Source organism: Wolbachia endosymbiont (group B) of Ischnura elegans (assembly GCF_947251585.1).
GTDB lineage: Bacteria > Pseudomonadota > Alphaproteobacteria > Rickettsiales > Anaplasmataceae > Wolbachia.
The window spans coordinates 46,111-73,108 of sequence record NZ_OX366371.1 but is presented as its reverse complement, the minus strand read 5'-3'; the positions used below and the strand labels follow the sequence as shown (position 1 = coordinate 73,108).

25 protein-coding genes and 1 pseudogene are annotated in these 26,998 nt (G+C 34.0%); 17 read left to right on the top strand and 9 right to left on the bottom strand.

The genetic code is table 11. From position 1 onward, the window contains the following. Positions 1-36 precede the first annotated feature (36 nt). A complete protein-coding gene (locus tag OPR58_RS00345) occupies positions 37-1,002 on the bottom strand; it encodes an IS110 family RNA-guided transposase (RefSeq protein ID WP_264336652.1) in 966 nt (321 codons plus the stop codon). A 213-nt stretch (positions 1,003-1,215) separates the two neighbouring features. On the opposite strand from OPR58_RS00345, the gene tnpC (OPR58_RS00340) reads away from it, so the two are divergent. Beyond that, positions 1,216-2,175, top strand: coding sequence for an IS66 family transposase (tnpC, locus tag OPR58_RS00340; protein WP_320109902.1), 960 nt, complete (start codon positions 1,216-1,218; stop codon positions 2,173-2,175). A gap of 144 nt (positions 2,176-2,319) precedes the next feature. Here tnpC (OPR58_RS00340) and OPR58_RS00335 read toward each other — a convergent pair whose 3' ends face one another. From OPR58_RS00335 to OPR58_RS00325, 3 genes are all read right to left on the bottom strand, one after another. Further along, a complete protein-coding gene (locus OPR58_RS00335) occupies positions 2,320-2,958 on the bottom strand; it encodes a hypothetical protein (protein ID WP_265022738.1) in 639 nt (212 codons plus the stop codon). A 57-nt stretch (positions 2,959-3,015) separates the two neighbouring features. Next, a complete protein-coding gene (locus tag OPR58_RS00330; RefSeq protein WP_139686792.1) occupies positions 3,016-4,278 on the bottom strand; it encodes a pyruvate dehydrogenase complex dihydrolipoamide acetyltransferase in 1,263 nt (420 codons plus the stop codon). A gap of 284 nt (positions 4,279-4,562) precedes the next feature. Next, a complete protein-coding gene (locus OPR58_RS00325) occupies positions 4,563-5,057 on the bottom strand; it encodes a WBM0748 family T4SS-associated protein (protein WP_010403296.1) in 495 nt (164 codons plus the stop codon). Positions 5,058-5,295: 238 nt separating this feature from the next. On the opposite strand from OPR58_RS00325, the pseudogene OPR58_RS00320 reads away from it, so the two are divergent. From OPR58_RS00320 to OPR58_RS11225, 3 genes and pseudogenes are all read left to right on the top strand, one after another. Further along, a pseudogene (locus OPR58_RS00320) lies at positions 5,296-6,166 on the top strand (hypothetical protein). 174 nt (positions 6,167-6,340) lie between these two features. After that, positions 6,341-6,589, top strand: coding sequence for a DUF6444 domain-containing protein (locus OPR58_RS00315; protein WP_265022268.1), 249 nt, complete (start codon positions 6,341-6,343; stop codon positions 6,587-6,589). Continuing rightward, a complete protein-coding gene (locus OPR58_RS11225; RefSeq protein ID WP_406846499.1) occupies positions 6,589-6,765 on the top strand; it encodes an IS66 family transposase zinc-finger binding domain-containing protein in 177 nt (58 codons plus the stop codon). Before OPR58_RS00315 ends, OPR58_RS11225 begins: the two co-directional genes overlap by 1 nt. 70 nt (positions 6,766-6,835) lie before the next feature. Here OPR58_RS11225 and OPR58_RS00305 read toward each other — a convergent pair whose 3' ends face one another. Then, positions 6,836-7,801, bottom strand: coding sequence for an IS110 family RNA-guided transposase (locus tag OPR58_RS00305; protein WP_265022736.1), 966 nt, complete (start codon positions 7,799-7,801; stop codon positions 6,836-6,838). A gap of 213 nt (positions 7,802-8,014) precedes the next feature. Here OPR58_RS00305 and tnpC (OPR58_RS00300) point away from each other — a divergent pair, with 213 nt between their 5' ends. Both tnpC (OPR58_RS00300) and tnpC (OPR58_RS00295) read left to right on the top strand, forming a co-directional pair. After that, positions 8,015-8,911: an IS66 family transposase gene (tnpC, locus tag OPR58_RS00300; protein WP_320109912.1), complete on the top strand. Its 897-nt coding sequence runs from the start codon at positions 8,015-8,017 to the stop codon at positions 8,909-8,911. Between the two features lie 165 nt (positions 8,912-9,076). Beyond that, complete coding sequence (tnpC, locus tag OPR58_RS00295) at positions 9,077-10,420, top strand: IS66 family transposase (RefSeq protein WP_265022247.1); 1,344 nt, start codon at positions 9,077-9,079, stop codon at positions 10,418-10,420. A 167-nt stretch (positions 10,421-10,587) separates the two neighbouring features. Here tnpC (OPR58_RS00295) and tsaB read toward each other — a convergent pair whose 3' ends face one another. The 3 genes from tsaB to ubiG all read right to left on the bottom strand — a co-directional run bounded on the left by tsaB (position 10,588) and on the right by ubiG (position 13,597). Then, entirely contained in the window at positions 10,588-11,193 is a 606-nt protein-coding gene (gene tsaB / locus OPR58_RS00290; RefSeq protein ID WP_265023206.1) for a tRNA (adenosine(37)-N6)-threonylcarbamoyltransferase complex dimerization subunit type 1 TsaB, read from the bottom strand. Continuing rightward, positions 11,193-12,323 carry a cation:dicarboxylate symporter family transporter gene (locus OPR58_RS00285; protein ID WP_064085278.1) on the bottom strand — a complete coding sequence of 377 codons (1,131 nt, stop codon included), beginning with the start codon at positions 12,321-12,323 and terminating at the stop codon, positions 11,193-11,195. The genes tsaB and OPR58_RS00285 overlap by 1 nt, the downstream gene beginning before the upstream one ends. 107 nt (positions 12,324-12,430) lie before the next feature. After that, positions 12,431-13,597: a bifunctional 2-polyprenyl-6-hydroxyphenol methylase/3-demethylubiquinol 3-O-methyltransferase UbiG gene (ubiG, locus tag OPR58_RS00280; protein ID WP_264720061.1), complete on the bottom strand. Its 1,167-nt coding sequence runs from the start codon at positions 13,595-13,597 to the stop codon at positions 12,431-12,433. A gap of 144 nt (positions 13,598-13,741) precedes the next feature. Here ubiG and dnaG point away from each other — a divergent pair, with 144 nt between their 5' ends. The 5 genes from dnaG to OPR58_RS00255 all read left to right on the top strand — a co-directional run bounded on the left by dnaG (position 13,742) and on the right by OPR58_RS00255 (position 18,988). Then, entirely contained in the window at positions 13,742-15,475 is a 1,734-nt protein-coding gene (gene dnaG, locus OPR58_RS00275) for a DNA primase (protein WP_265022735.1), read from the top strand. A 98-nt stretch (positions 15,476-15,573) separates the two neighbouring features. Then, the gene (locus OPR58_RS00270; protein ID WP_265022734.1) at positions 15,574-16,872 is read left to right on the top strand and encodes a Na+/H+ antiporter NhaC family protein; all 1,299 of its coding nucleotides are present in this window, start codon (positions 15,574-15,576) and stop codon (positions 16,870-16,872) included. 362 nt (positions 16,873-17,234) lie between these two features. Next, positions 17,235-17,582 carry a ferredoxin family 2Fe-2S iron-sulfur cluster binding protein gene (locus OPR58_RS00265; RefSeq protein WP_007302681.1) on the top strand — a complete coding sequence of 116 codons (348 nt, stop codon included), beginning with the start codon at positions 17,235-17,237 and terminating at the stop codon, positions 17,580-17,582. A 7-nt stretch (positions 17,583-17,589) separates the two neighbouring features. Continuing rightward, positions 17,590-18,603 (top strand): hypothetical protein, encoded by a 1,014-nt coding sequence (locus OPR58_RS00260; protein WP_265022733.1) that lies wholly within the window; start codon positions 17,590-17,592, stop codon positions 18,601-18,603. Continuing rightward, complete coding sequence (locus tag OPR58_RS00255) at positions 18,587-18,988, top strand: cytochrome c-type biogenesis protein (protein WP_010401557.1); 402 nt, start codon at positions 18,587-18,589, stop codon at positions 18,986-18,988. Before OPR58_RS00260 ends, OPR58_RS00255 begins: the two co-directional genes overlap by 17 nt. Before the next feature lie 59 nt (positions 18,989-19,047). Here OPR58_RS00255 and OPR58_RS00250 read toward each other — a convergent pair whose 3' ends face one another. Beyond that, positions 19,048-22,260 carry a UvrD-helicase domain-containing protein gene (locus OPR58_RS00250; RefSeq protein ID WP_265022732.1) on the bottom strand — a complete coding sequence of 1,071 codons (3,213 nt, stop codon included), beginning with the start codon at positions 22,258-22,260 and terminating at the stop codon, positions 19,048-19,050. Between the two features lie 74 nt (positions 22,261-22,334). Between OPR58_RS00250 and OPR58_RS00245 the strand changes: the two genes are divergently transcribed. The 6 genes from OPR58_RS00245 to OPR58_RS00220 all read left to right on the top strand — a co-directional run bounded on the left by OPR58_RS00245 (position 22,335) and on the right by OPR58_RS00220 (position 26,805). Then, positions 22,335-23,201 carry a 4-(cytidine 5'-diphospho)-2-C-methyl-D-erythritol kinase gene (locus tag OPR58_RS00245; RefSeq protein WP_265022731.1) on the top strand — a complete coding sequence of 289 codons (867 nt, stop codon included), beginning with the start codon at positions 22,335-22,337 and terminating at the stop codon, positions 23,199-23,201. Positions 23,202-23,204: 3 nt separating this feature from the next. Continuing rightward, entirely contained in the window at positions 23,205-23,552 is a 348-nt protein-coding gene (locus tag OPR58_RS00240; RefSeq protein WP_265022730.1) for an Mth938-like domain-containing protein, read from the top strand. Next, the gene (locus tag OPR58_RS00235; RefSeq protein ID WP_007302687.1) at positions 23,546-24,355 is read left to right on the top strand and encodes a metal ABC transporter permease; all 810 of its coding nucleotides are present in this window, start codon (positions 23,546-23,548) and stop codon (positions 24,353-24,355) included. Before OPR58_RS00240 ends, OPR58_RS00235 begins: the two co-directional genes overlap by 7 nt. A 114-nt stretch (positions 24,356-24,469) precedes the next feature. Continuing rightward, complete coding sequence (locus OPR58_RS00230) at positions 24,470-24,652, top strand: hypothetical protein (RefSeq protein ID WP_015588477.1); 183 nt, start codon at positions 24,470-24,472, stop codon at positions 24,650-24,652. Between the two features lie 5 nt (positions 24,653-24,657). Then, entirely contained in the window at positions 24,658-25,677 is a 1,020-nt protein-coding gene (holA, locus tag OPR58_RS00225; protein ID WP_007302689.1) for a DNA polymerase III subunit delta, read from the top strand. A gap of 168 nt (positions 25,678-25,845) precedes the next feature. Next, a complete protein-coding gene (locus OPR58_RS00220) occupies positions 25,846-26,805 on the top strand; it encodes an IS5 family transposase (RefSeq protein WP_265022212.1) in 960 nt (319 codons plus the stop codon). Positions 26,806-26,998: the final 193 nt, after the last annotated feature.

The window sequence follows — 26,998 nt, the reverse complement described above, 5'->3', positions numbered from 1 at the left end:
TTTGTGTGGGCGTACTTATTCACAGCTATGCTATTGCTATATAGAAGCAGTTTTAGGGCTATACTCCTCAGTAAACAGTCTACCGTCTCTTACTAAAGAGTTAGCAAGGATAAGTAATTTTCTCATTGCAGCAGTAGAGGTAACTTTATATGGTTTTTTATATTGATTGTATAGCCTATCAAAGAAGATTTTTATATAAGAATTGTACCTTTGCGCACTAAGAATGCACATATGTAAAACCTTTCTAATTTGTGATCTACCACCCTGAATACACCTTTTTCCCTTACTAAAACCACTATCTCGATTAAAAGGTGCAACTCCGGAAAGGCTGGATATTTCTTTATGTTGGAGAGTTCCAAGCTCGGGTAGATAACAAATAAAAGTAATAGCTGTTATTGCACCTACACCAGGTATACTAGTTATTGACATGTACTTTTTTTTAAGCTCTTGATTTTTATCGACTAATTCCATTACCTCATCTTCTAAGACTTGAATTTGATTTTGTAAAACTGCAAGTAGCTCTTCCATTTGTTTGATTATAGATAAATCGGTTACTTGATGAGCTTGGGTTTTTTGTATTTTTGCTATTTCTACTAGTTGATTCCTGCGAGATAATTTTTGCTTCAAACAGTCAATACTACTAACTTTTAAAGGAGTGACACGCATGTCTGTATTACTAACATAACGTGAGATGATGCTACAGTCTATTTTATCAGTTTTAGTAGCAATACCAAGGCTTTTTGCATAATCTCTCACCCATCTTGGTTGAATGACATATACTTCAAAACCATGGCTTAATAAAGTATAAGCACATAATTTTTCGTACCCACCAGTTGCTTCAAGTCCAACTTTGGTTACGTTATGTAAACGCAAAAAGTCGATTATTTGATCAATAGCTTGAACGTTATTTTCAAATACTTTATGATGTCCAAGTGGATGAATATGGATATCTAGTTTATTTTTGCTAATATCAATGCCAGTAATAATATTTGATAAATTCATAATCCCTCCATAAATAATGTGTATACTGCATTTTCCACCCTTATATACGAGCCTAAAAGCTCAACCAGTTGTTCGGAACTTTCAGTATAATAAACCAGAGAGGAGAACCTTGCTGCAAAACGGTCCTTATGACCAAGAGTATGTACGGTTCCTCCTCTCTGCGTGTCTTTATACCGCCATTTCGTGACATTTATAAAGACTTGTTTTTAACATATAAGAGTATGTAATAAAAGAATTACAGCAAATTTACCCGAAGGTGTTGCAAGAGATTTTCTAGGACCCAATGCTAAAACAGTTATAAGCAGCCTTAGCGGCTTTTTTATTAACTCAAAAAGAGAGGTACAGCAAATTTTGGGCAGTATTTTTAATCTAAATATAAGCCTTGGTTTAGTCTCAAATACTGAACGCAGGGTATCGAAGAAGTGTGCATCTGAATATGAGAAAATGAAGGAAGAGTTGCAAGGAAGCGAGTATTTGCATATAGACGAAACAGGGCACAGAAATCAAGGAAAGAGAGGCTGGAGTTGGGTAATAACAAACAAAGCGTTGACACTTCTGAAGGTAAGCGAGTCTCGTGGTAAGAAGGTGTTGAAGAGTTTACTGCCAGAATATGATGGTATAGTTGTGAGCGATAGATACGCTGTATACAATTACTTCAATCGTGAAAATAGACAGATATGTTGGGCACATCTGGCAAGAGATTTTGAGAGATTTGCCCATAGTAAAAATGTTGAAGTGAGCAAAATTGGCCAAGCACTAAAATCGCTCAGCAATAAGGTGTTTGTAGTAGATAAGGCAAAAAAACAAAATTTGATAGATAATTTGAGATTTTATCGACTGGTGCGAAAAATTCGGAAAAGGGTAAAACATTTTTTACGTAAAATGACGAGGGTTGCAAATAGCACTCAAGCTTCAAGAATGGCCGCTAAGATGTTACGATCTGAGGATATGATGTGGAAGTTTTTAAGAAAACCTGAAGTGATAGAAACAACTAATAACCTTGCAGAACGGCAAATTAGACGGTACGTAATTTATCGTAAAAACAGCTTTTTCACCTGGTCAGAACGTGGAGAAAGATTCGTGGAAAGAATGTTGTCGATATTTTTGACATCACGTCTAAATGGCCAGAACCCCTTTCAAAAGCTACAGAATCTAGTAGCTGTCACTGCTTAGTTCTTTAATTCATTCTCACAATCCGTGAACGGTTACGATATTTTTGACATCACGTCTAAATGGCCAGAACCCCTTTCAAAAGCTACAGAATCTAGTAGCTGTCACTGCTTAGTTCTTTAATTCATTCTCACAATCCGTGAACGGTTACACAGTATCAGCCTTTACATGCTTAACACTTGGATCTGATTGAAACCCATGCTTTCTTTCCATTTGTGCTTCAAGCTTACTGCTATCATGTGTAACCCTACACCTTTCTAGATTACGGTCACGTTTGTCAGGAGCTACATATCCATCTATATCACTACATAAGAACGGGCGCACTTTGAACCTGTCTGAACTAACACCATTTTCAACATTTGCAGAATTATGAGCTTTTCTATTATTGCGCATTTTATCTACAGCTTCCTTTATTTTTTCTTTTGATGGTTTTGGCAGCAGTGCTGGCTTATATGCACATGCTGGTAGTTCTGGAAATGAGTCCTCCTGAAACAGCAAATGACTTTGGTTTCTCTTACTATCTGATTCTTCAATATTCTTTATTGGTGTCTTGAAAGAGTTTTCATTTTTCTTTCTTAGATCTAACTCATTTAATCCGCTTCCAACATTATTTTTTCTTGTTGTAGTGTGAATAACACCTGAAAGTTTCACTTCATACTTAAATTTTTTACCAATGGTATCTATTGACTCATTAGATGAGGAATCTATTTGAAACCTATGGTTTGAAAATTTTGATTTTGTAGCATCAAAAGATATACTACGTTTTTCTATCTTGTTATCAGTCATATTTTACCTCTAAACCTATTAACTAACAAAAGTATAAACTAAGAGGTATTAATTTTATTATAATAATAAAGGCTCAAGAAGCATCACCGTAGGGTTTTCTATATAGTACTTAAAGGCATTTAAAAATTTTGCTCCTAGTGCTCCATCAACTGCTCTGTGGTCAACAGAGAGAGTAACTGTCATTACCTCTGCTATCTCTATTTTTTCACTTATGACAACTGGTTGTTTTTTAGATGCGCCGACAGCCATAATGCAAGACTGTGGTGGATTGATTATAGCACTGAAAGTTTTTATACCAAACATGCCTAAATTAGAAATGGTAAACCCTCCTCCTTGAAATTCTTCAGGCCTTAATTTTCCAGATCGTGCTCTATTTACTAAATCTTTCACTTCTTTTGATATAGATAAAACACTTTTTTCATCAGCATTTTTTACTATAGGAGTAATAAGTCCATCCTCAAGCGCTACAGCAATTGAGATATCTATATTTGAATATTTTACTATCTTAGTATCTATCCACGATGAGTTTATGTCAGGAAATTTTTTCATGCTGAAAGCCACAGCTTTTATAATTAAGTCATTAATTGTTACTTTATTGTTCTCATTTGCTGAATTAACCTCATTTTTGAGCGATATTAGCTTATCAACGTGGCAGTCTACAGTTAAATAAAAGTGTGGAATATTTTGCTTAGATTCAACTAGGCGCTGCGCTATCACTTGGCGCATATTACTTACTTCAACTGTTGTATTTTCCTCAAATCTCTCATAGCTTTTAGTTTGATCTAAAAATTCTAATACATCAGCTTTGATGATACGACCATATGGACCTGTACCTTTTAATCGCTTTATATCAACACCTTCATTTTGAGCTATTTTTTTAGCTAAGGGGCTTACTTTTATTCTATTTTCTGTTGCTCTATCCTCTTTTTTAGATCCCAGTGTCACGCACTGGGATGACATTGAAGAGCTAGATGAAATCGAAGGGTTGGATGATACTGAAAAATCGGCTTCAACCTCCTTCTCAACCTTGGTATTGATGGCAGAAGCTAAATCAAGTGCGCTTTTATCTTCCCCTTCCTCTAACATTAGAGCTATCAGTTGATTTACAGGCACACCACTTGTTCCTTCCGACACTAAAATTTTTGCTAAAACTCCTTCATCGACAGATTCAAACTCCATTATGGCTTTATCAGTCTCAATTTCAGCGATTACATCACCTATTTCAACTTTATCTTGTTCTTTTTTACACCACTTTACAATTTTCCCTCCAGTTTTACTCATTGTTGGGGAAAGAGCGGGCATCAATATTTCTATAGGCATTTATTCTGCATTAAAAGATCTATTTAATTTTTAATTTACTCTTTACCCTATGTCAATCTAATCGTAAATCATGATACTTATATCATCCTAGTACGTGATGCTGGAATCTTGGTTGACTACTGTTATCCTACTATTTCTATTGCTTAGTCCTAGACAGAGTACAAATAGTAAGATCATCATGAAAATAGACGAATCTGTTATAATGGAAATAGAAAAATGTAGTGCTTACTATCCTCTCACAAACATATAGCTTGGGTACAGAAAAAATTTATATGAGGAGCTGGTTAAATTGATAAAAGATCAGAATTAATAGTAGTTTCCGAATCTTCTGTAGCAGGCTCTTCATGTGAAGCAGAGGACAGACTAACTTCTTTATCCTCTGTTCTCTGTATAGAACTACCACAAAAACTCCTTAACATCTCTTCAGCAGATGAATTTAAAATCTGTATAATAGACTTTTCACTTTGTTCTTTCAGCGATTGATCCATCTTAGAAATCAACTCGGAAAATTCACTACCTTCTTTTCTAGCTTCACTTTCTATCTTATTTTTTATGCTTTCTATATTACTTTGGTTAATTTCTTCTTTCGTTATGTTAAATGAATTAGCAATACCTTGATACTTAATCTCACAATCGCCACAGCCAACTATGCAAAGAGCAATAGAATCGGATATTTCACCTGCAGCCGAATTATGGATAGTGTAAGCTAAGCAATTGTCATGATATTTAATGCCAAGCTGTTGCTCTATCAATTCAGAAATTTCATTTTTTAAAGACATAAAGTACCTCCTTCTTACATTACTGTACCTTCTGATTAAAGTACAACAGCTGCTCCTAAATAGCAATCCATATATGGTTTACTTTAATAAATTATTAAAGTAAGAAGCTTTTACATCCTAAAACATAACTGAGATAAGCCAATGTAAAAAAATTTTTAAACGAGAATTATTGTATATATATATTACTTATTTGGTAAAATTATTTTGGCAAAATAGCATATAAAAGTTGAGGCTAATTATGAATATTAAAGAACGAAAGGATTTACAACAGGAGTTATTAGGAATTGTTTTCAATATACTCATAGAAAGTGAAGATAGCGCCATAGAAGCTATGGAAACAAGAGCAGTAGAGATAATTAAAAAACTAAAGGAACACATTAATGATTATATAGAGTATGGTGGTCAAAAAAAGCCAATTTTAGATTGGGTTATTGTTTGTGATTCTCAGAATAATGTCAGACTAAATAACAAGTCGCTATTAAAATTTGAGAAGGCAATTAAGGATATTGGAGGAAGAGCACCGCTAAATGAAATAAAAAGTACAATAAGGTTATTAGTAGAACAAGCACAGCTAAATCATGTTAGAATTAGAGGTGAGAGAGAAGTACCACTAAACCTCTTTGAGGAAAACATAATAATGAGAGAGCGAAGAAGGGCAAGAGAACAACAAATGCGGCCAAATTTTATTAGAGAAAGAGAAGCGTCATTGAATCTCTTTGGAAACAGGGATGAAAATGTAATAATGAGAGGACAAATGAGGTCGCGCTATATTAGGCGTATTAGACGTGAAAGAGAAGTACCACTTAGTTCAAAAATAGGAGAATTAATTGGTGTAGTTTCATCCATAATTGTAGGTGCTTTCATTGGTATAATGGTTGGTATGGTCATTGCTGGTTTATGTATTGAGCTTTGTGGTAATCACCACTGCAGAACCGATTCTTCTCATCATGGGTGCTACTGCTGTTATAGGAGCTATTGTAGCAGGAACTGCTCCTGTATTAAAGCTAATAGAGATGTTTAAAGGTCAAGAACCTAATCTTTCTCCTAGTAGCGGTCTGGAAAGCTCTAATACTGAACATACTTATTTAAATAGGCAAAGAGTTATTTAGAAAAAAATTGGAAGAATGTTCAAAAAAGTCCATTTATAAAATACATCGGCTTAACTATGATCTTATAACTTAAGCTAATTAATTAAAAATTAGTAACCGTTCACGGAGATAAGGTGGTTTACAAAGTAAGTATAAAAGTGTAAAGAGATAGGAAGCTAAATATGGAATGGGTAAATGACAACAGTGCTGCAAGAAAAGGTTGTAGCAGAAAACGCTAATCTCAAGGAAGAAATAAAAGCACTGATCAGAGAAAATGATAGCTTGAAAGCAAAAATAGTTGAATTAGAAGACAAATTGGGCTTAAATTCGCAAAATTCTCATCGCTGCCACCATCACGAGATATATATCGTAAGAAAGCAAAAAAGAAAAGTGATAAAAAACCAGGAGGTCAGCCAGGACATAAGGTGCATAAGCGTGAATTAATGGCTGCAGACGAGGTAGTGAGATGCACAATTGATACAATTTGTATGTGTGGAGGTAAGATTACTTTAGAAGATGAAATTATTCATCAGAAGGCAGAGTTGCCAGAAATTAAGCCAATTGTAACTGAGTACAGGTTGCAAAGAGGACATTGTAGCAGTTGTGTTAAAAGTCAATAGAAAAATTGATGTAGCTGTGAATAAGTACTTAAAATTTGTGTGGGCGTACTTATTCACAGCTATGCTATTGCTATATAGAAGCAGTTTTAGGGCTATACTCCTCAGTAAACAGTCTACCGTCTCTTACTAAAGAGTTAGCAAGGATAAGTAATTTTCTCATTGCAGCAGTAGAGGTAACTTTATATGGTTTTTTATATTGATTGTATAGCCTATCAAAGAAGATTTTTATATAAGAATTGTACCTTTGCGCACTAAGAATGCACATATGTAAAACCTTTCTAATTTGTGATCTACCACCCTGAATACACCTTTTTCCCTTACTAAAACCACTATCTCGATTAAAAGGTGCAACTCCGGAAAGGCTGGATATTTCTTTATGTTGGAGAGTTCCAAGCTCGGGTAGATAACAAATAAAAGTAATAGCTGTTATTGCACCTACACCAGGTATACTAGTTATTGACATGTACTTTTTTTTAAGCTCTTGATTTTTATCGACTAATTCCATTACCTCATCTTCTAAGACTTGAATTTGATTTTGTAAAATTGCAAGTAGCTCTTCCATTTGTTTGATTATAGATAAATCGGTTACTTGATGAGCTTGGGTTTTTTGTATTTTTGCTATTTCTACTAGTTGATTCCTGCGAGATAATTTTTGCTTCAAACAGTCAATACTACTAACTTTTAAAGGAGTGACACGCATGTCTGTATTACTAACATAACGTGAGATGATGCTACAGTCTATTTTATCAGTTTTAGTAGCAATACCAAGGCTTTTTGCATAATCTCTCACCCATCTTGGTTGAATGACATATACTTCAAAACCATGGCTTAATAAAGTATAAGCACATAATTTTTCGTACCCACCAGTTGCTTCAAGTCCAACTTTGGTTACGTTATGTAAACGCAAAAAGTCGATTATTTGATCAATAGCTTGAACGTTATTTTCAAATACTTTATGATGTCCAAGTGGATGAATATGGATATCTAGTTTATTTTTGCTAATATCAATGCCAGTAATAATATTTGATAAATTCATAATCCCTCCATAAATAATGTGTATACTGCATTTTCCACCCTTATATACGAGCCTAAAAGCTCAACCAGTTGTTCGGAACTTTCAGTATAATAAACCAGAGAGGAGAACCTTGCTGCAAAACGGTCCTTATGACCAAGAGTATGTACGGTTCCTCCTCTCTGCGTGTCTTTATACCGCCATTTCGTGACATTTATAAAGACTTGTTTTTAACATATAAGAGTATGTAATAAAAGAATTACAGCAAATTTACCCGAAGGTGTTGCAAGAGATTTTCTAGGACCCAATGCTAAAACAGTTATAAGCAGCCTTAGCGGCTTTTTTATTAACTCAAAAAGAGAGGTACAGCAAATTTTGGGCAGTATTTTTAATCTAAATATAAGCCTTGGTTTAGTCTCAAATACTGAACGCAGGGTATCGAAGAAGTGTGCATCTGAATATGAGAAAATGAAGGAAGAGTTGCAAGGAAGCGAGTATTTGCATATAGACGAAACAGGGCACAGAAATCAAGGAAAGAGAGGCTGGAGTTGGGTAATAACAAACAAAGCGTTGACACTTCTGAAGGTAAGCGAGTCTCGTGGTAAGAAGGTGTTGAAGAGTTTACTGCCAGAATATGATGGTATAGTTGTGAGCGATAGATACGCTGTATACAATTACTTCAATCGTGAAAATAGACAGATATGTTGGGCACATCTGGCAAGAGATTTTGAGAGATTTGCCCATAGTAAAAATGTTGAAGTGAGCAAAATTGGCCAAGCACTAAAATCGCTCAGCAATAAGGTGTTTGTAGTAGATAAGGCAAAAAAACAAAATTTGATAGATAATTTGAGATTTTATCGACTGGTGCGAAAAATTCGGAAAAGGGTAAAACATTTTTTACGTAAAATGACGAGGGTTGCAAATAGCACTCAAGCTTCAAGAATGGCCGCTAAGATGTTACGATCTGAGGATATGATGTGGAAGTTTTTAAGAAAACCTGAAGTGATAGAAACAACTAATAACCTTGCAGAACGGCAAATTAGACGGTACGTAATTTATCGTAAAAACAGCTTTTTCACCTGGTCAGAACGTGGAGAAAGATTCGTGGAAAGAATGTTGTCGATATTTTTGTAACCGTTCACGCAATGGCGTCAACTTAAGAGCCTTCATTAGCAGACTCTCCTAAAGACATGATGGCGTTTAGGCTTATCAACTTTGTCCATTCACGGTATAAGAAAGTAGTTTACAAAAATTGCATAATTAGTATAAAAAACAATAAACTAGATAGATGAGGGGTTGATGATAGAGGTGCTACAAGAAAAGATTGTGGTATTGGAGTCAGAAGTTGGTACTCTGAAAGCAGAGAATGATAAGTTAAGGACAAAAATAATTGAGCTAGAGGATAAGCTGGGTTTAAATTCAAAAAATTCATCGCTGCCACCATCGCAAGATGTATATCGCAAAAAGACAAAAAAGAAGAGCGATAAAAAACCAGGCGGGCAGCCAGGACATGAAGCGCACAAGCGGGAATTGATGGTAGCAGATGAGGTGGTAAAATGTTCAATTGATACAATTTGCATGTGTGGAAGCCAAGTTATTTTAGAAGAAGAAACTGTGCATCAAAAGGTTGAATTGCCAAAAATTAAACCGATAGTGACTGAATATAGGCTACAAAAAGGCTACTGTAAGGCGTGTAAGAAAAGGATCTCAGCTAGTCTGCCTGAAGGTGTGACAAGGGATCTTTTAGGAGCTAATGCAAAAGCAGTAATTAGCAGTTTTAGTGGATTTTTTATCAATTCAAAAAGGGAAGTACAGCAAATTTTGAGCAGCATATTTAATCTGAATATAAGCCTAGGTTTGGTATCAAAGACCGAGGGTAGAGTATCAGAAAAATGTATATCTGAATACGAAAAAATAAGAGAAGAGCTACGGAAAAGCAAGTATTTACATATAGATGAAACAAGCCATAGGAACCAGGGAAAGAAAGGTTGGAGTTGGGTAGTAACGAATAAAACAGCAACACTTATGAAGTTAGTTGGATCTCGCGGAAAGAAGATATTAAAAGGGCTATTGCCAGAGTATGATGGAATAGTTATAAGCGATAGGTATGCTGCGTATAATTACTTTAATCGTGAAAACAGACAGATATGCTGGGCCCATTTAGCAAGGGACTTTGAAAGGTTTTTTTACAGTAAAAATGTTGAAGTGAGCAGAATTGGCGCAGCATTAAAATCGCTGAGCAACAGGGTATTTGTGGTAGATAGAGCACGTAAACAAAACCTGATAGACAATTTAAGATTTTTCCGGTTAATGAGGAAGATTCGAAAAAGGGTGAAACATTTTTTGCGAGAGATAACAAGGGTTGCAAAAGGAACTCAGGCCTCGAGAATGGCTGCCAATATACTACGTTCTGAAGATATGATGTGGAGATTCGTGCGCAATCCTGATCTGATCGAGACAACCAATAACCTTGCAGAACGTCAGGCTAGACGGTACGTCATTTATCGTAAAAATAGTTTTTTCACTTGGTCAGAACGTGGAGAAAAGTTCATTGAAAGAATGCTTTCGATATTTTTGACTGCACGTTTGAATGATCAGAATCCTGTCCAGAAACTACAGAATTTAGTCGCTATTCCTGCCTAATTGGGAATATTCCGTGAACGGTTACGTGGAAAGAATGTTGTCGATATTTTTGACATCACGTCTAAATGGCCAGAACCCCTTTCAAAAGCTACAGAATCTAGTAGCTGTCACTGCTTAGTTCTTTAATTCATTCTCACAATCCGTGAACGGTTACAAATTAATAGTGTTTACGCAATAGGCAACGATTTCATATACTGAGGCTCATTTAAATATAGAGCCTCAACCCCATTTAATTTTTGTTTATTTTTTAGTCTATAACGGACTAATAGCGCTGCATGGCTAGCATCCAACTTTGGTAAACTGCAATCCATATATGTAATGCAGTGCGTTTCAGGCTGGAGTTCACTTACTACAGCAGGATTTGATAGCGGTAACAAATTGAAATCAAATAACTGCGTATAAAACTTTTGATCATCTTCGATTATAGCTTTAATATTTTTTTTGCTATTTGTACAAAGTAGCGATATTGCATATGCTTGAGCTTCCAGGGCACTAACCCCATATAACGGCTTATTTGTAGCAAGATTTATACCTTGTGCAGTTGATATACCAACTCTGATTCCAGTAAAACTTCCTGGTCCAACTATCACTGCTAAATAGTCTATTTTATCGTAGCTGTAATTATGCTTATCAAACAAAGTATTCAGTATTTGAAAAAATGATTCTGCATGACTATTGTTTGCAGAATTGCGTTCTACAAAACAATTACCATCGTAATCAATTACTGCTATTGAACTACCAGCACCTACAGTATTAATTGCTAGAATGGACATCACTTAAGCTTATCATAGAGCTTTGTAAACATCATAGTGAACGCACCGTTACCCATAACATTTGCTGAAGTTATTATTGGGTCAAACACTATATACAATGCTGTAATTAATGAAAGCATCTCTGGGGAGAATTTAAGATACTTCTCAAGAACAGGCAACATTACCATAATCCCTCCCGCTGGAACTGCAACAATAGCAAATTTAAATAACAGAAAGTAGAGAAGGAAAGTCACATAGTCTGTTGCAGACAATGCACCACCAAAAGTCATTATCATTGATAGTATTATAATAAAAAAGCAATCACCTACTAAATGAAAGCTAGCAGTTATTGGCACAACAGACGATGCTATATCATGCTGCTTTACATTTTTTTTGCTTCCTTCAAGAGTAAGCGGCATAGCTGCATTACTAGACATTGTGCTCATTGCAGTAATAAATGCTGGTATCATATTACCTATACTAGCTATCCAGCTTGTGATCTTGAACGAATTTGCTGCTCCATATAAGAGAAAAACATAAAGGTAAGTTGAAGATGATATAATAATAAAAATTATTGAGTAATCCTTAAATATTATGGGTAAAACCTGATCATGTTCCATTTTTAAAGCAAGACCAAGTACAAACATTGGAATAATTGGCGTCAAAAATGTCTTCAAAATAAAGAGAGTTAAATCTAACATTTTGTTCGAGAGCTCTTTGCTTTTTTTTGGTAATATTGTGGACACTAATATGCTTAATACAAATCCACAAGCAAGGGCATAAAAATTAGAAAGCAATGCAGGTATCCTAAATGACCATAAAGGAACAATTGTTTCTTCATATGTTATATCTTGTATTGAATAAGTGTTTTGTGTGATGAAATGCCCAACAGAATAAGCTATTAAACTTGAAGCTAGATTCGACAAGAAAATCGTTATAATAAGTAACAATATAAACTTTATAGCCGACTGCTTAAGATTGTTAACACTACTAAAGATTAATGCAAAAACAATAAAAGGCATTATAAATAGTAAGATCTCTTTTATACTAAGGCTTATTGAATACAAGAAGGTTTTCACTTCCATTGGAACTAGATGACCAAAAAATACAACCGAAGTGATAACAGCAAGTAAGGTTAGTAATTGTAACATATTCTAATATAGCGATATCCTATGGAAATACATATGATAAATTAGCTGCTAAGTAAAGTAAAACTGCCTAAAATATTTGCATTACCTTCTAGTACTTGAATGAGATTTCAAATTACAACGTTTCCACAAAGTATATAATTAACATCCACACCTTTGGTCAAGTTCCATTCACGCTTTATTACATTATATTCCATACCAGTCATATCTTGTAGTGTTACATTGTTTTCCCTTAGATGATTTGCAATTTCTGATGGCTTGAGAAATTTATTCCAATTATGTGTGCCTTTTGGCAGCCAGTTTAATATGTACTCTGCGCCGACTATTGCAAGACAGAAGGATTTAATAGTTCTATTTATCGTCGATATAAAAATTAGCCCTTCTGGCTTCAACAGCTCTATTGCTTTTTTCATGAAAAACTCTAAATTATCGACATGTTCAACCACTTCCATCAACAAAACCACGTCATACTTCTTGTCATTGCTTAGCTCTTCAATGCTAGTGTGTGTGTATTCTATATTTAACCCTACTTTCTTCGCATGCGACTGTGCCACTTTTATGTTTTCCTCACATACATCTATTCCCGCAACGCTAATACCAATACGCGCCATTGACTCTGACAAAATGCCACCACCACAACCAACATCGAGCAATGATAGTTCTTTTAAATCGCATTTTTTTAATTCTTTTATTTTCTCAACGATGTATGATACTCTCACAGGATTCATCATGTGCAATGGCTTGAACTTGCCATTCTCATCCCACCATTCACCTGCTATTTTAGCGAATTTTGATATTTCATCTTCATTATAAGTTTTTGTGGTTTTTTTCTTGCTAATATTGCTAAGTTTATCAAGGCGTTCTTTATGTCTACTTTCTTTTGAAAATTCTGTTTCGAGGAATTGTTTGACTATGTCTTTTGCTAATCCACTCGCAGTAAACCCTGCACCAAGACACAGTATATTCGCGTTGCCATGCTCGCGAGCTAATTTTGCGATCTCAACACTATTACATAAAGCAGCGTAGATTCCTTCAAAACGATTTGCCACAGTACTCATGCCCAAACCTGTACCGCAAATTAATATTCCATAATTTGCTTTTTTGTTTGTTATATCTTCTACAACTTCAGCAGCATAGTCAGGGTAGTCTACACTCTTTTGTTCAGCAGTGCAGCCACGGTCTATCACTGTATAATCTAAAGTTTCCAAGTAAGTCTTTATTTCTGATTTTAGTTCATAACCTGCGTGGTCTGAAGCAACTGATATCACATCTGACATATAAGAAATTGCAACTTAAGGGTATTTATATGGGTAATTTATTTTGAGCTTTTTGTCAAGCTCTCCTGATCTTTCTGAATAAATTTCGAGTCAGATATGCATAAATTCTATATAATTTTATCCTACCACTACTCATTCGGTAAAATGGATCATATAGATATTATAAAGTCAAAATTATTGTTGTCCGACATAGTAGGAAAAAAAGTTAGGTTAATAAAAAGAGGAGATAGTTTTGTTGGACTCTGCCCATTTCATAACGAAAAAACTCCATCTTTTTCGGTCAGCAATGTTAAGGGCTTATATTACTGTTTCGGTTGCTCAGCTCATGGTGATGCGTTTGAATTTATTTCACAAACTGAGGGCTTAAGTTTTAAGGAAGCGTTGGAAAATTTGGCATCTGTTGCAGGTGTTGAGTTACCCAAAAACCTCAGCTTTGCTAAAGAAAATGACAAACTGTTTTCAGCACTGAATTTAGCTGCAAGTTGGTTCGCGCAGAAAAATCGAGGTGTTATGGCTTATTTAAGGCAGCGCAAGATCTCACTCAAAATCATAGATAAATTTAAGATAGGTTATGCACCAAGTTCTGGCTTGAAGGAATATTTGAACTCCTCTGGTATTAAAGACGAGATTTTGATCGATGTTGGGTTAATAAATAAGAATTCTCGTGATTATTTCTATGATCGGCTGATATTTCCTATACACAACATCACGGTCAAAGTTATTGGTTTTGGCGGACGTGCGCTGAACTCTGAGCAACAGCCGAAGTATCTAAACAGCCCAGAGAGTCAGCTCTTTAAGAAAAGAGAAAATTTATATGGATTAAACTTTGCTTTGAGTGAAATACGCAAAAAACAGCATCTATTTGTTGTTGAAGGATATATGGATGTAATAGCACTACATCAAGCGGGAATTAGCAATACAGTTGCTCCGCTTGGTACCGCAATTTCTGCAGAGCAGATAAAAAATCTTTGGAAACTTGCTAAAGAAATTTCTATCTGTATGGATGGCGATAGTCCTGGATGTCATGCTGCTATTCGAATTGCAGAACTTGTTCTGCCGATACTGGAGCCTGGATACACATTGAAGTTCGTGACTTTGCCAAGCAACAAGGACCCATACGATATATGCAATGAACTAGAATATAAGACGGAAGATGTACTATCCGCTTTTAACCGCTCAACAGAACTGCACTCTGAATATTTATGGCATCACATAATTGGTAGCAATTTGCAAAATTATGAAAAATTTGCTCCGGAAAAATATTCAATTCTTGAGCACAAGTTCATGAAATATGTCAATGCTATCGGTAACAGCAGTATTAGAAGGTATTATAGAGATTATTTTTACAATAAGGTCAGTGAATTAAGAAGAAACTTTAAAAAGCTGATTTTTAATAGCAAAGCAACAAAAGGTGAGTATCTTTACAATAAATCTCCAGAGCTAATTGAAGCAGAGCAAAATCAGGCCATAATTTTGCGTATAGCCGTAGAATTTCCTGAAATCTTGAACCGTCCTATATTTTTTGAGCAATTTTCTCATTTCGAATTTACTAATGAGATGAAAAAATTACAACAGTGCGTAATTAATATGGTAACTAATGAGAGCAACTTTAATAAAGAAATTCTGCTACAGGAGTCTAGTGTTATAAAGTTTATATTTGAAAAAACTAGCGTACTAAATAGTCAATTAAGTGAGAAGAGATCGGCAGAAACTGTCTGGAATAACATAGTATTACGGAAAGAATTAAATGTATTACAAGAAGAAAAAATTAAAGCAAGGCTGGGCGGTAATTTTGACTTAGAGGAAAGGCTAATAGAACAAATAAAGCAAATAGAGGATAGTATACAAGAAATGCAAATGGAATTTATTCAAAAGTAGATGGCTTAAGATGTTCAAAATTATTAGAAAAACACTGTATTAGTAGTTGCTTAAAATAGCTTATTCTAGTATATTTCTGGTTTGTTCAACTACGATAAGTGTTTTCATTTCTCCCTCTCATTATCTTTCTAGCTTTATACCTTGGAAGTGGTATTTATTTTTCTTTTATCGGACTTGGCAATCCTCTTCATCAAATTTCACCGTTAGTTTGCTTATTACCAGCATTATTTTTTGCTGTTCTATTCAATAAAAACAAAATTCAGCATAGTATTGATACACTTATAAAAGGTATGGGTAATAAAACTACTCTTACCGTGTGTTTGATTTTTCTATTTGCTGGAGCATTTTCTACTATTACTGAATCGCTTGGTAGTATAAATGTTATTACTAACTTAACTATTCGCTTTCTTCCAGCACGATTATTACTTCCTGGAATGTTTTTACTTTCTACTTTTATTTCAAGTGCAATCGGCACATCAATCGGAGTTATTGCACTTATAACACCAATAGCTGTTAATTTAGCACAAAATGGAGCTTTTGATTGTGCAGTGGGTGTTGGAGCTGTGATAGGTGGAGCTATGTTTGGCAGCAACCTTTCAATGATATCTGACACTACTATTGCTGCTACTTCTTCACAAGGAGCTTCAGTAAAGGATAAACTAAAACTAACCCTAAAGACAGGATCTGTTACAGGTCTTATAATACTTACTTATCTAGTAATGATTTCAAATAGCACAGAAGTTGTTTCTCTCTCAAGTCTGAATTATTTATCCATAGTCAAAATTATCCCTTATATATCTTTAATAATTATGGGTTTATTTGAAATAAACACACTGGTAACATTAGCTGTTAATATGGTTGTTGCTGGAATATTAGGAATAGCTTTTTTTGATTATTCTATTATTGATTATTCTCATGATATATGTAGGGGTTTTAATAAGATGAATGAGGTAATGATATTTATTCTTTTCAGTAGTGGATTAAGCCACTTAATGTACGAATACAGTCAGAAAAAGATAGATAAATTCACCGATGAAGTGAATCTTACAAGAAGTCAAGCTGAACTTATGATTGCAGGCATATCATCTATGTTTACCGTTTTGGTTTCCAGCAATATTGTTGCTATTTTATTAACTAGTAATATTGCGAAAAGACTTGCACAGAGATATAACATTGCACCACACCGTAGTGCGTATTTATTAGAAATATTTACTGCGATCACAAAAAGTATCTTACCTTATGGTTCTCAAGTATTGCTAGCAAGCAGCATTGCCTCTCTTTCACCTATTGCTGTACTAACAAAAGTATATTATTGTTTTGTTTTTGCAGCAGTTGCAATAAGTGAAATAGTTATTAATGGCAGACGTCATGCGGTTGTAGCTCCTCAATTACCATAAATATAACACAACTCTTTCCGTAGCTTTGTGGAAATTATGCTAACCATAGATGGCTTTCTTGCATAGTACTAACAGACATATGGTTTTAGAGTATCATTATAGGGATTTGGTATTAATAATTCAGGAATACTGAGAACATATAAATTCATAAAGGGTTTTGAGTTTTTTTGCTCTACCAAATGATCTTTACGAACTTGTTATTTATTATAAATGCAATAGGAAATACTATATGAGATATGATAGTAAATATAGGTCCTAATAGGAATACAGATTACAAGAGATAGGCGATGGAATTTCAAAGAGTTTGCAAATAATAGTTATTATTTGTAGAATATAGAAAAGTTAATAGAGATTTTAATAGTATGCCATCCGTTACTTTTATTTTACCTGATGGAAGTAAGAAAAGCTATGAAGCTGCAGAAGGAGAAACTCTGCTTAATTTAGCCCACAGAAGTGATCCAGATCTGCTTGAAGGTGCATGTGAAGGCTCTCTTGCTTGTTCTACATGCCATGTGATTGTTGATTCAAAATTTTATGATGTTGTAGAAACACATAACCCTATATCTGATGAGGAAAATGATATGCTGGACCTAGCTTTCGGTTTAACAGAGACATCGAGGCTTGGATGCCAAATAAAAATCACAAAAGATATTGACGGTTTGTGCGTAACCGTGCCAAGAGGTACAAGAAATATATCATTAGATAAATAAGAGGATCGTGCGTAAAATTTTTATCTATATTCTCATCTCCTTACCTTTGTTTATTCCTCTAGCGTATAGTGGTTTTTGGTATTTTTCTGCATTTAAGGTAGAAAGTCTTTTAACTGATTACATTAATGACGAAAAAGTTGATATTTCACATGATTTTAAGGGGTTTCCTTTTAACCTAGTTTTTCGTGTAACGAATCCAAAGTTTTCTAATGAGCAATTAACTGTTTCATCTGAAGCTTTAGTGATAAAAAACAGATTATTTGATAAGTCAGTATATATCTATATACCAAGCAATAAAGTAAACATTGCTGTCCGTAGTAATGAGAAAAAGAATATAAAGTGTCACACACACGTGAGTAGCCACTTTGTTGTTAAACTAAATGATTTACTATCTTCATTAAAATTCAACAGAAATAGCACTGTAATAGACTATATAGATACATTTCGTTACGAAGATTATGGATTAAGATGTGATGTTTTAGAAAATCAGCAAAGTGTTATAACTGAAGTGAATGATAAAAGTAATTATATTCAATTTCACTTTGATAAAGAACTGAATGAAAATACTAAACTAGAATTTGATTTTTATACTTACCGTTATAAACATACTGCAAGTCCTGAAAATTACCTTAGTGTCGACGCTAAATTAGATTATGAATTTGTAAACCATATTTCAGCTTCTAAGATTAATTTCAACATAGAAAACTTTTTGATTGAGAGTAATAACTTTTCTATTGCTGCGAATGGTGGAGTAAGTAATTACAATTTAGTTACATCTTCATTTGAAGATAAAATCAATGTAGCCATATCAAATTATAAAGAATTAATTTCGTTTATGACTAATGATTCAAAGACTGCAGATAAATTGGAAAAATCAATATCTTCCTTATCAGAAAAAATCACTGATAACGACATTCAATTTTCAATAAAGTACGACAATAATGTAGGTTCAGGCTTTATTGGAAAATTATCCACTACTGATTTTATCACTCAATTCACCAAGAATGAGAATAGTAATTAGCTTACTTTTTACATTGATATTCCATTTAAGCATAAATGCTTTTACTTTGGATGATAAACTAAGAGACGAAAGCATGGAAGAGCGAGCAAGTAGCTTATTTGCAGTAATAAAGTGTCCAGTATGCTCTGGTGAATTATTATCCGAATCTGAGTCTCAAGTTGCATATGGTATGCGTAAGACAATTCGCAAGAAGATCAGTGATGGATATACTAACGAGCAAATAGTTTCAGAGTTAAAAAATTCTTATGGAGATTCAATTATCATTGTACCACCTGTAAAATCTAGTACCTACATTTTATGGTTTATTCCTTTTATAATTCTTCTTATTGGATGTTTTCTAATACGAAAATCAGTTCAGAAAATAGATAAGGTAGTAAAAAGATAACTATAGAGTAAAAGTGAGTTTACAACAAATGCAAGTAGCTACTATACGAACATTTGAGTTTAGATCGATTGTAAGGTTAAATCTTCCATACAAATAACCACGCACTCTACCTGCTTATCTGGGTAGACTTCTTGCACTAAGGTTTTATAGATCAACATTTGCTTTTTTATTTCATTTGATGAGGAAATAGAAACGTTATGGTGTGATTTATAGTCAATTATGATTGCTTTATCTTCTGTTATGCACAGTCTGTCTAGCCGCACTAATACTGGTTTTCCGTCAATTGTTCCACTAAGTGGAATTTCTGATTTGCCCTCCAAGTCGAACAGGTAATCATATTTTTCATTAAAGGTTAATATTTTGCTGTAAATTTCATCCTTATCTTCACTAGTGTTTATGCTATCAAGATATTTCCTGACCCAATTTTTTCTCCTGTCTTTCTCTATCTTGGGCATATATTGCAATATACTGTGAATTATTAAGCCTCTTGCATAGCTGTCTGTCGTCCCAATGCTCCTTTTTGTCATTCCAGCATTCTCATCTGTCATCCCAGTGCTTGACAATGGCTTTTTTTCTCCAGGTTCCAGCGTCACGTGCTGCAATGACATTGATAGGTTTGATGGAGGTGAAATCACTGGAACATCAAAATAATCACGTTTTTTATAAATAGAAGGGTAGTTTGCATTCATGCATAGCACTTCAACTTTTTCTTTAAATATCGGCTGTAAGTATAGTTTTTTCCTCTCATATAATGCTCCATATTGAATAACTAGATCATACCAAGAGCCCTTTTGCACTGGCTCTTTGCCTAAAATGTATAACTCATCTTCAGCACGCGTAAGTGCCACGTACAGCAAACGCAAATATTCGTTATAATCCTCTAGTTTTTTCTCTCTTTTCACTTGATTACAATAAGCATTACTATTTTTGCCACACCAAAACGGTGCTTCCGTTGCATCAAACAAAATATTTTCGCTGTTTCTTGGTACTGTATTTGTGTCAACTAAAAACACTATTGGAGCTTGTAGACCTTTTGATTTATGAATTGTCATTATTCGTACAGCATTGAGTTCTGATTGCATATCGTTTTTAATCTCAGGATTATTTTCTTTGATCCACTGAACAAATGCTTGAAGAGATGGGTACTCAAATTGCAATACGAGGTTCATAAATTCGTCTAGAATCTCGAAGCACTCAAGACCTAGCCTTGCAGCAAATTTCTTTTTACCTGTGCGTAATATATGCGTGAATAATGTAAGAGGGGATTTTGTCTGAGATAAGTTAATCAGATAGTTTAATTCGCTATAAATAACCTCATGATAATCATGAATTTTTTCCCACAATGACTGCTCTTTACGATTATATGCAATATTGAATAAATCGTCCTCAGTAAAGTTAAATAGCGGTGATTTTAAAACATTTGCAAGAGCAAGATCATTTGCCTGGAGGAGCAAAAATTCAGCCAAAGCTATTAAGTCCTGCACAGCTATGTAATCCATAATTCTAAAATAATCTCGGCCTATAATTGGTACATTTACTTTTTTTAGTTCACTTATTATGTAGTCAACTAGCGCATTTCGTTGCCGTACCAAAATCATAATGTCCCTTGGTTCTATATGGCGATCTTTGGCGACTAAAATCCGCCCTTCATTTAACCAATTGTGAATTCTTTGGGCTATTGCCTGAGCAAGTAATCGATCCTTTACTACATAATCTTTCCTCTGTGTTAAATGAATTTGTAAGGCTTGCTGCTCTTCCTCTTCATATCCTGGCAGTAACGGCCAAATTTCAATGTATCCCTGATCGTTTTCTCTATATGGAATATGTTTTATCTTGTTATCATTGAAAGATATTTCTTCACGAAAATTGTTAAATATTCTGTCTACAAGCATCAAAACTTCTGGAGTTGAGCGAAATGACTTTTCAAGTTGACATGATACCCAATCTCTGCCACCGGTTTTCGTGTGAAAATATTGCTGCATGTAATTAAATAGATGGGGATTTGCTCCTTGAAATCTGTAAATTGATTGTTTTACATCGCCAACAACAAATAAAGTTCTCTTTTCATCACTGCCGGTAAAAAATTCATCGCAGAGACTTGTTATAATTTTCCATTGACTAATACTATTATCTTGTGCCTCGTCAACAAGAATGTGGTCTATTTTTTGGTCTAGATTAAACAATATCCAATCTTTATTGCCTGGATTGCTAAGGAGATTTGTTGCTAAATTGATGATATCATCATAATCAAGCAGTGCATTCTTTGATTTTTCATTATTATATAGATCAATATATACTTTTAATATACTAAGTAAACTACTGGTTCTTGCGAATATTTGATAAGAATTTATGTCCTTTACATGGGTAAACAATGCATTTTGAATGCTTTCTATCATTTGCTCTACGTCTTCAAATTTTTCCAAAGCACCCTTTGTTATAATGGATGATATGCTCTTTTTTTCGTACGATTCTGATTTGAGAAATACTTTAGCTAAGTTCTCTATCTTGTTGTCAAGCACTGGGATGAAAACATTTGGTACGGACGATTTTGTGCTATTACACCAATCATAAAGTATCGCACTGTAACTCTGATCTCTTTTGCTTCCCTCACTTAATATTTTAGCCAATCTTTTTATCTGCTCAATTGTTTCACTCTGTAAATTGTGAATCTTATCTGGGGCGCTTAGTTTATCTTTTATATATCCTAAATTATTTTCTAGAGCTGATCTCTTTATACATAAGGTATAGAGCAAATCACTCAGCTTGTTTTCATCAATTTCAGCTGCAATGATATTTATATCGTCCTGCACAGTTTCATTATGAAGCGTTTTTTCAAATACGATGGAATGCAATTCTTTACATTCGCTCAACGTACAATTTGGAGCGATACCAGCTTCTGTAGGAAAGCTGGAGATTAATTTGTAACAAAAGGCGTGTATAGTTTGAATATTAAGACCAAGATTTTCCAGTTCAGAAAAAAGCCTTCTTCCTCTTGTTAAATAATCTTTATTTTCTCTGGTCACACACTGGGCTAATTGTTCTAAATCTGTGACCAATATACCCTCTGGACATATTGCCCACTTACTAAGTGTACTGTAAATGCGATCCTCCATTTCATTTGCTGCAGCATTGGTAAATGTTAAGCAGAGAATATTTCTCTTATTCTCTAATAGAAGTCTTAATACTCTGTCTATTAAGATCTTTGTTTTACCTGTACCAGCTGATGCACTTACCCATACAGAGAAGTTAGGATTTATGGCATTTGATCTCATTAGGAGTGTATAAAGTTTGACTGAAGTGGCATTTCAAGTATAGTAAATAAGATAGTGTTAGTGAAGATATACAGATGGAAAGTTTTTGTGTAAAGGCTCCTGCAAAGATCAATCTTTTTTTACATATTATAAATAGAGAAGAAAGAGGGTATCATTTAATTGAAAGTTTGGTTGTCTTTGCTAAACTTTCTAATTTTTTAGAGATAAAAGTAGGAGAAAAAAACTTTAGATATGATAACTCTACAGTTGAATTTGTAAATTCTGAGTTTAGAATAAATTATCGATATAATACTATAACGAAAGCAGTGAGTCTACTGCTTAGGCATGCTACTGTACGCACTAAAGTCACTGTGAAGGTTGTAAAAAATGTACCAATTGCTGCGGGATTTGGTAGTGGTTCCTCAGATGCTGGAGCTGTGATACGCATGCTGGGAGAGCTTTGGAACATTGATAGGCAAATTTTAAATGATATAGCTTTAAGCGTTGGTGCTGATGTGCCTGCAAGTATAGATAGTAAGCCAGTTTTTGTCAGAGGTGTTGGTGAGGAATTATGCCCCATTAAACAATGCTCTTTACCCACAAGTCTGGTACTTGTGAAACCGAAAAAAAAGTTTTTGAATACATCAGAAGTATTTTCCAAGTATAAAGAGGATTTCTCTCAGCCAATTAAGTGGAGTGATAACACTGAGGAGAATTTGTTAGAGCTTCTTAAAGAGACAAAAAATGACCTGCAAGAAGCAGCAATAAGTCTTGTACCTGAAATTCAGAATGTAATATCAACACTAGAGTCACAAGAAGGCTCTATACTTTCTCGTATGTCAGGTAGTGGTGTAGGGTGTTTTGGAATGTTTGATAGTGAAGAAAGTGCAAAAGCTGCAGCGGCAAATATCAAAAAGGAATATCCAGAATGGTGGGTGTGCGACACGGAATTAATGGTTTGATTTATGCCCTTAATTTCCAAGAAGAAAAATCTTATAGATGGTTACAGGGAAGAAAGATTTTGGGTAAATAATCAAGAATATCATGGCTCAATTATAATTTTTCCTAAAAAGGTGATTAAATTGAAAGAAAGTGATATAAATAACAAGGAGTATTTTAAATCTTTTTTAACAGAGGAAATAGAGATTTTGATAATAGGTACTGGTAAGATACGCGATTGTTCAATGAAGTCTTATCTTATGGAGCAAAAGAATTTAAATTTTGAATTTATGACGACGGGTTCTGCATGCAGAACCCATAACGTTTTAATATCTGAAGATAGATTTGTTGTCAGTTATCTGATAGCATGTTAGAGATATTTACACAGAGTTTTTTTATAAACAGTCTAATTGCGGTAATTATGATTAGCCTAGTCACAGGAGCTCTAGGGTCATTTATGATATGGCAAAGGTTATCGTATTTAGGTGATAGTTTGTCCCATTCTTCATTGCTTGGTATTGCACTTGCTTTGATCTTTAATATCAGCCCATCGGTAAGTATAATGCTCATTGCAATTATGTTTGCTATACTACTTTCTCTTAATTTTAATAAATTATACTCTGCTGATACGATATTGAACATAGTTACCAATGTAGTTTTATCATCGAGTTTAATACTTATGTCTTTTCTTCCATCAGGTAATAATAGTATTATTAGCTCACTTTTTGGTGACATATTAATGATTGACCAAAGTAATATAATATCAATTTTTCTAACCTCCGTAATAGTTACTTTGATATTAATATTTAGATGGCGCTATTGGCTGATGATTTCGATTAATCAAGATTTGGCAACAGTTGAGAAAGTACATGTTAATTTTGTTAGGCTAGAATTTTTGATTATACTCGCTATCTTTATTGCAATTTCTGCTCAATTAATAGGAATATTACTCATTGCTGCATTTTTGTTAATACCTGCTGCATCAGCAAGACTCATTTCAAAAACTCCAATGCAAATGATTATTGTTGCAACAGTTTTTTCTGTGATTTCTGGAGTATCAGGTTTGATATTATCTGCAAGTTTTGACTTATTAACTGGACCTGCAATTATACTTATCGCAGCTGTGTATTTAATCATTGCTTATTTTATAAGATTGGTGTTAAGTAGATCGACTTAATTTTGGTCTCGGAAGTTCATAATTCATTAACAAATGAGTGTAACTATCTGAGCGTAAAGTAGTTTTTGCTACGTTGTTTTTATGTGCTAATTGTTAATTTGTGGAGTGAAAGATATGGCCGAAGGATTTTTTTCTAGATATATAGGACAGCCTATAAAAAATTTTTATAATTATGTTACGGGAAAGAAAGAAGTGTCTGATGATATGCAGAATACAGCAAATCAAGAAAGCTCAGAATTGTTGGAAACTGATGTGCAATCAAATGATGTACCACCAAGTAGTGATAATATAATATAGATGGCATGAGAATCACGCCATCTAAAGTTAAAAAATTCCTTGAGAAACCCGATACTTTAAGTGGTGTATTAATTCATGGGAGTGACAATAGTAAGGTCGATATTTTTGTACAGGAAATAATTGCCAACTTGAATGAGTATTCAGTTCAGGTGATGGATTTTGCAGTAGTGAATAAGTCGCCTGGCTTGTTATTTTCCGAGTTGGCAAACATTTCGATGTTTACTAAAAAAAGGCTAGTTAAGCTGATAAATGTCAGTGGAAGTATATCTAAAGAGTTAAGAAACATATTGGATCATAATATAGGCGATCATTATATAGTAATGATAGCAAATGATCTTCCATATAGTTCTACAACTAAAAGTTATATGGAAAGCTCAAAAATTTTCGGTGTCATTACCTGCTATAAGGACAGCGGTAGTAATCTTTGTGATATTATATCAAGTTACTTGAAACAAAATGATATAGAGTGCACAAGTGAGATAATCTACCACTTGCAGTCTTATTTTAATCATAGCAAACTGCCTATATATTCAGAGCTTGAAAAATTAGTTTTATATCTAGGAAAAAGAAAAGATCTTAAACTTGCTGATATAGATCTATGCTTTTCAACCTCCGGCAATGATTATGTTACACTTGATAATCTGTGCTCTGCAATAGTGAGTAAAGACATGGGACAATTCATCAAAATTTCCGATGTATTGATATTACAAGAGAATTTTTCACCGATAGCATTAATCCGTATTATATCAAATTATTTTCTACGGCTAGAAAGCGTTTTGCTGTTAATACAAAATGGAATGAATGAACAAGCTGCAATTGACCAGCTGAGTCCTCCATTGTTCTTCAAACAATTGCAGAGTTTTAAATCTCATTTGAAAAGTTTGCAACTTTCAGAACTTAAGAAGATCTTAGAAAATTTGATGAGCTTGGAAGTGACTTGTAAAAGAACTGACTTGGACCATAAAATGATCTTTCAGCATGAGATTAACTATTGGTGTTATTCGTTCAGCAGAGTAGTAAAATAAGGTAGACGAGAAAAAACAACTAAATGTTGTCATGAAAGTAGCTGACACTGGGATCCAGAAAGGCTTTGTTGCATAGCTAGTGTTGGTTGAGGTTATTGTAAGGAGAAAAGCTTATGGTTACTAACGCATTTTGTTGTAAAATAGGCATTTTTCAAACAAGTATAACTTATGCCACAAAAAATGAGAGTAAGTAACCAAAGAGAATATAATGAGTTTCTAAAAAAAAGAGGAAATGTTTTTCATTTTGTTAATCAAGCCATAGAAAATTGGTATGAAAATAGTCCAAAAGTTGCAGGTGGCAATAACACTTATAGTGATAAAGTTGTAATTTTAATACACATAATAGTTCATCTTTTTAGAATTGGCTTGAGACAAGCTGTAGGTTTTGTAAAAGGTTATATGGTACAAATAGGCAAAAAACTTAAGATTATCAGCTATACACAAGCTTCCAGAAGATTTAAAAAGCTTAATTTGAAGATTGATGACCATAGAAGCAATAAAGATGATCTGGAAAATGTTGAAATTGCCGTAGATAGCACTAGAGTTAGTATCTACAATAATAACGGTGGGCATAGTAAGCTTAATATTCGAAAAAGAAAATACAGTGGTTATGGTCAAGTAAGAAAATTACATGTTATTTTAAACATAAATGATAAGAAAGCAATAAGCATGAACTACACTAGTGGTGTTGCTGTAGACTATTTGCCGGTCTGCGATATGTTAGAAGAAGTCAGTGATAAATATAACATTTGTTCTATTCGAGCAGATGCGGCTTATGATATAAAAAGTGTGTATAAAGAATGCAGAAAATACAATATTGTGCCTATTATTCGCCCTAGGAAGGATACTAAAATTTGTTTAGCTGACTACTTATCAGAAAGAAACAAGTATATTAGTAGAATTAGGTCATATGAGAATTATGAAGATGGTATTAATGAATGGAAGAAAAAAGTTAAGTATGGAGCACGGTCTTATATTGAAGTCTTTTTCTATAGGTTGAAGCAAATATTTGGGTTTGGCTTGAAAAATAAATCAGAGGTAAATCGTGAAAAAGAGCTGTTAATTAAGTGCTACTTACTGAACAAATTTACTGATATTGGTATGGCTAAATTTAAATTAGCTGCGTAAGTTCATTGTGATTTACATGCCTATCAGTGCTATGCAACAAAGCCATCCAGAAATATGGGATATGTGTAGAAGTTATTTTAAAATACAACGTTTTGGCAAGATTATGGATTCCAGTGTCAAGCACTGGAATGACAGGAGCAGAAACTGGAATGACAAGAAATCTAATATTTTCACATTTCCTGAACAATGCTTA

Excerpts from the sequence above, each read along its gene's own strand:
- OPR58_RS00240 (WP_265022730.1), top strand. The coding sequence starts at position 23,205 with ATGCCCTTAATTTCCAAGAAGAAAAATCTTATAGATGGTTACAGGGAA.
- OPR58_RS00345 (WP_264336652.1), bottom strand. The coding sequence starts at position 1,002 with ATGAATTTATCAAATATTATTACTGGCATTGATATTAGCAAAAATAAA.
- holA (WP_007302689.1), top strand. The coding sequence starts at position 24,658 with ATGAGAATCACGCCATCTAAAGTTAAAAAATTCCTTGAGAAACCCGAT.
- OPR58_RS00305 (WP_265022736.1), bottom strand. The coding sequence starts at position 7,801 with ATGAATTTATCAAATATTATTACTGGCATTGATATTAGCAAAAATAAA.
- OPR58_RS00285 (WP_064085278.1), bottom strand. The coding sequence starts at position 12,323 with ATGTTACAATTACTAACCTTACTTGCTGTTATCACTTCGGTTGTATTT.
- OPR58_RS00255 (WP_010401557.1), top strand. The coding sequence starts at position 18,587 with ATGAGAATAGTAATTAGCTTACTTTTTACATTGATATTCCATTTAAGC.
- tnpC (WP_265022247.1), top strand. The coding sequence starts at position 9,077 with ATGATAGAGGTGCTACAAGAAAAGATTGTGGTATTGGAGTCAGAAGTT.
- OPR58_RS00220 (WP_265022212.1), top strand. The coding sequence starts at position 25,846 with ATGCCACAAAAAATGAGAGTAAGTAACCAAAGAGAATATAATGAGTTT.
- OPR58_RS00315 (WP_265022268.1), top strand. The coding sequence starts at position 6,341 with ATGACAACAGTGCTGCAAGAAAAGGTTGTAGCAGAAAACGCTAATCTC.
- OPR58_RS00335 (WP_265022738.1), bottom strand. The coding sequence starts at position 2,958 with ATGACTGATAACAAGATAGAAAAACGTAGTATATCTTTTGATGCTACA.
- OPR58_RS00250 (WP_265022732.1), bottom strand. The coding sequence starts at position 22,260 with ATGAGATCAAATGCCATAAATCCTAACTTCTCTGTATGGGTAAGTGCA.
- OPR58_RS11225 (WP_406846499.1), top strand. The coding sequence starts at position 6,589 with ATGGCTGCAGACGAGGTAGTGAGATGCACAATTGATACAATTTGTATG.
- ubiG (WP_264720061.1), bottom strand. The coding sequence starts at position 13,597 with ATGTCAGATGTGATATCAGTTGCTTCAGACCACGCAGGTTATGAACTA.
- dnaG (WP_265022735.1), top strand. The coding sequence starts at position 13,742 with ATGGATCATATAGATATTATAAAGTCAAAATTATTGTTGTCCGACATA.
- OPR58_RS00235 (WP_007302687.1), top strand. The coding sequence starts at position 23,546 with ATGTTAGAGATATTTACACAGAGTTTTTTTATAAACAGTCTAATTGCG.
- OPR58_RS00265 (WP_007302681.1), top strand. The coding sequence starts at position 17,235 with ATGCCATCCGTTACTTTTATTTTACCTGATGGAAGTAAGAAAAGCTAT.
- OPR58_RS00325 (WP_010403296.1), bottom strand. The coding sequence starts at position 5,057 with ATGTCTTTAAAAAATGAAATTTCTGAATTGATAGAGCAACAGCTTGGC.
- OPR58_RS00330 (WP_139686792.1), bottom strand. The coding sequence starts at position 4,278 with ATGCCTATAGAAATATTGATGCCCGCTCTTTCCCCAACAATGAGTAAA.
- OPR58_RS00230 (WP_015588477.1), top strand. The coding sequence starts at position 24,470 with ATGGCCGAAGGATTTTTTTCTAGATATATAGGACAGCCTATAAAAAAT.
- OPR58_RS00245 (WP_265022731.1), top strand. The coding sequence starts at position 22,335 with ATGGAAAGTTTTTGTGTAAAGGCTCCTGCAAAGATCAATCTTTTTTTA.
- tsaB (WP_265023206.1), bottom strand. The coding sequence starts at position 11,193 with ATGTCCATTCTAGCAATTAATACTGTAGGTGCTGGTAGTTCAATAGCA.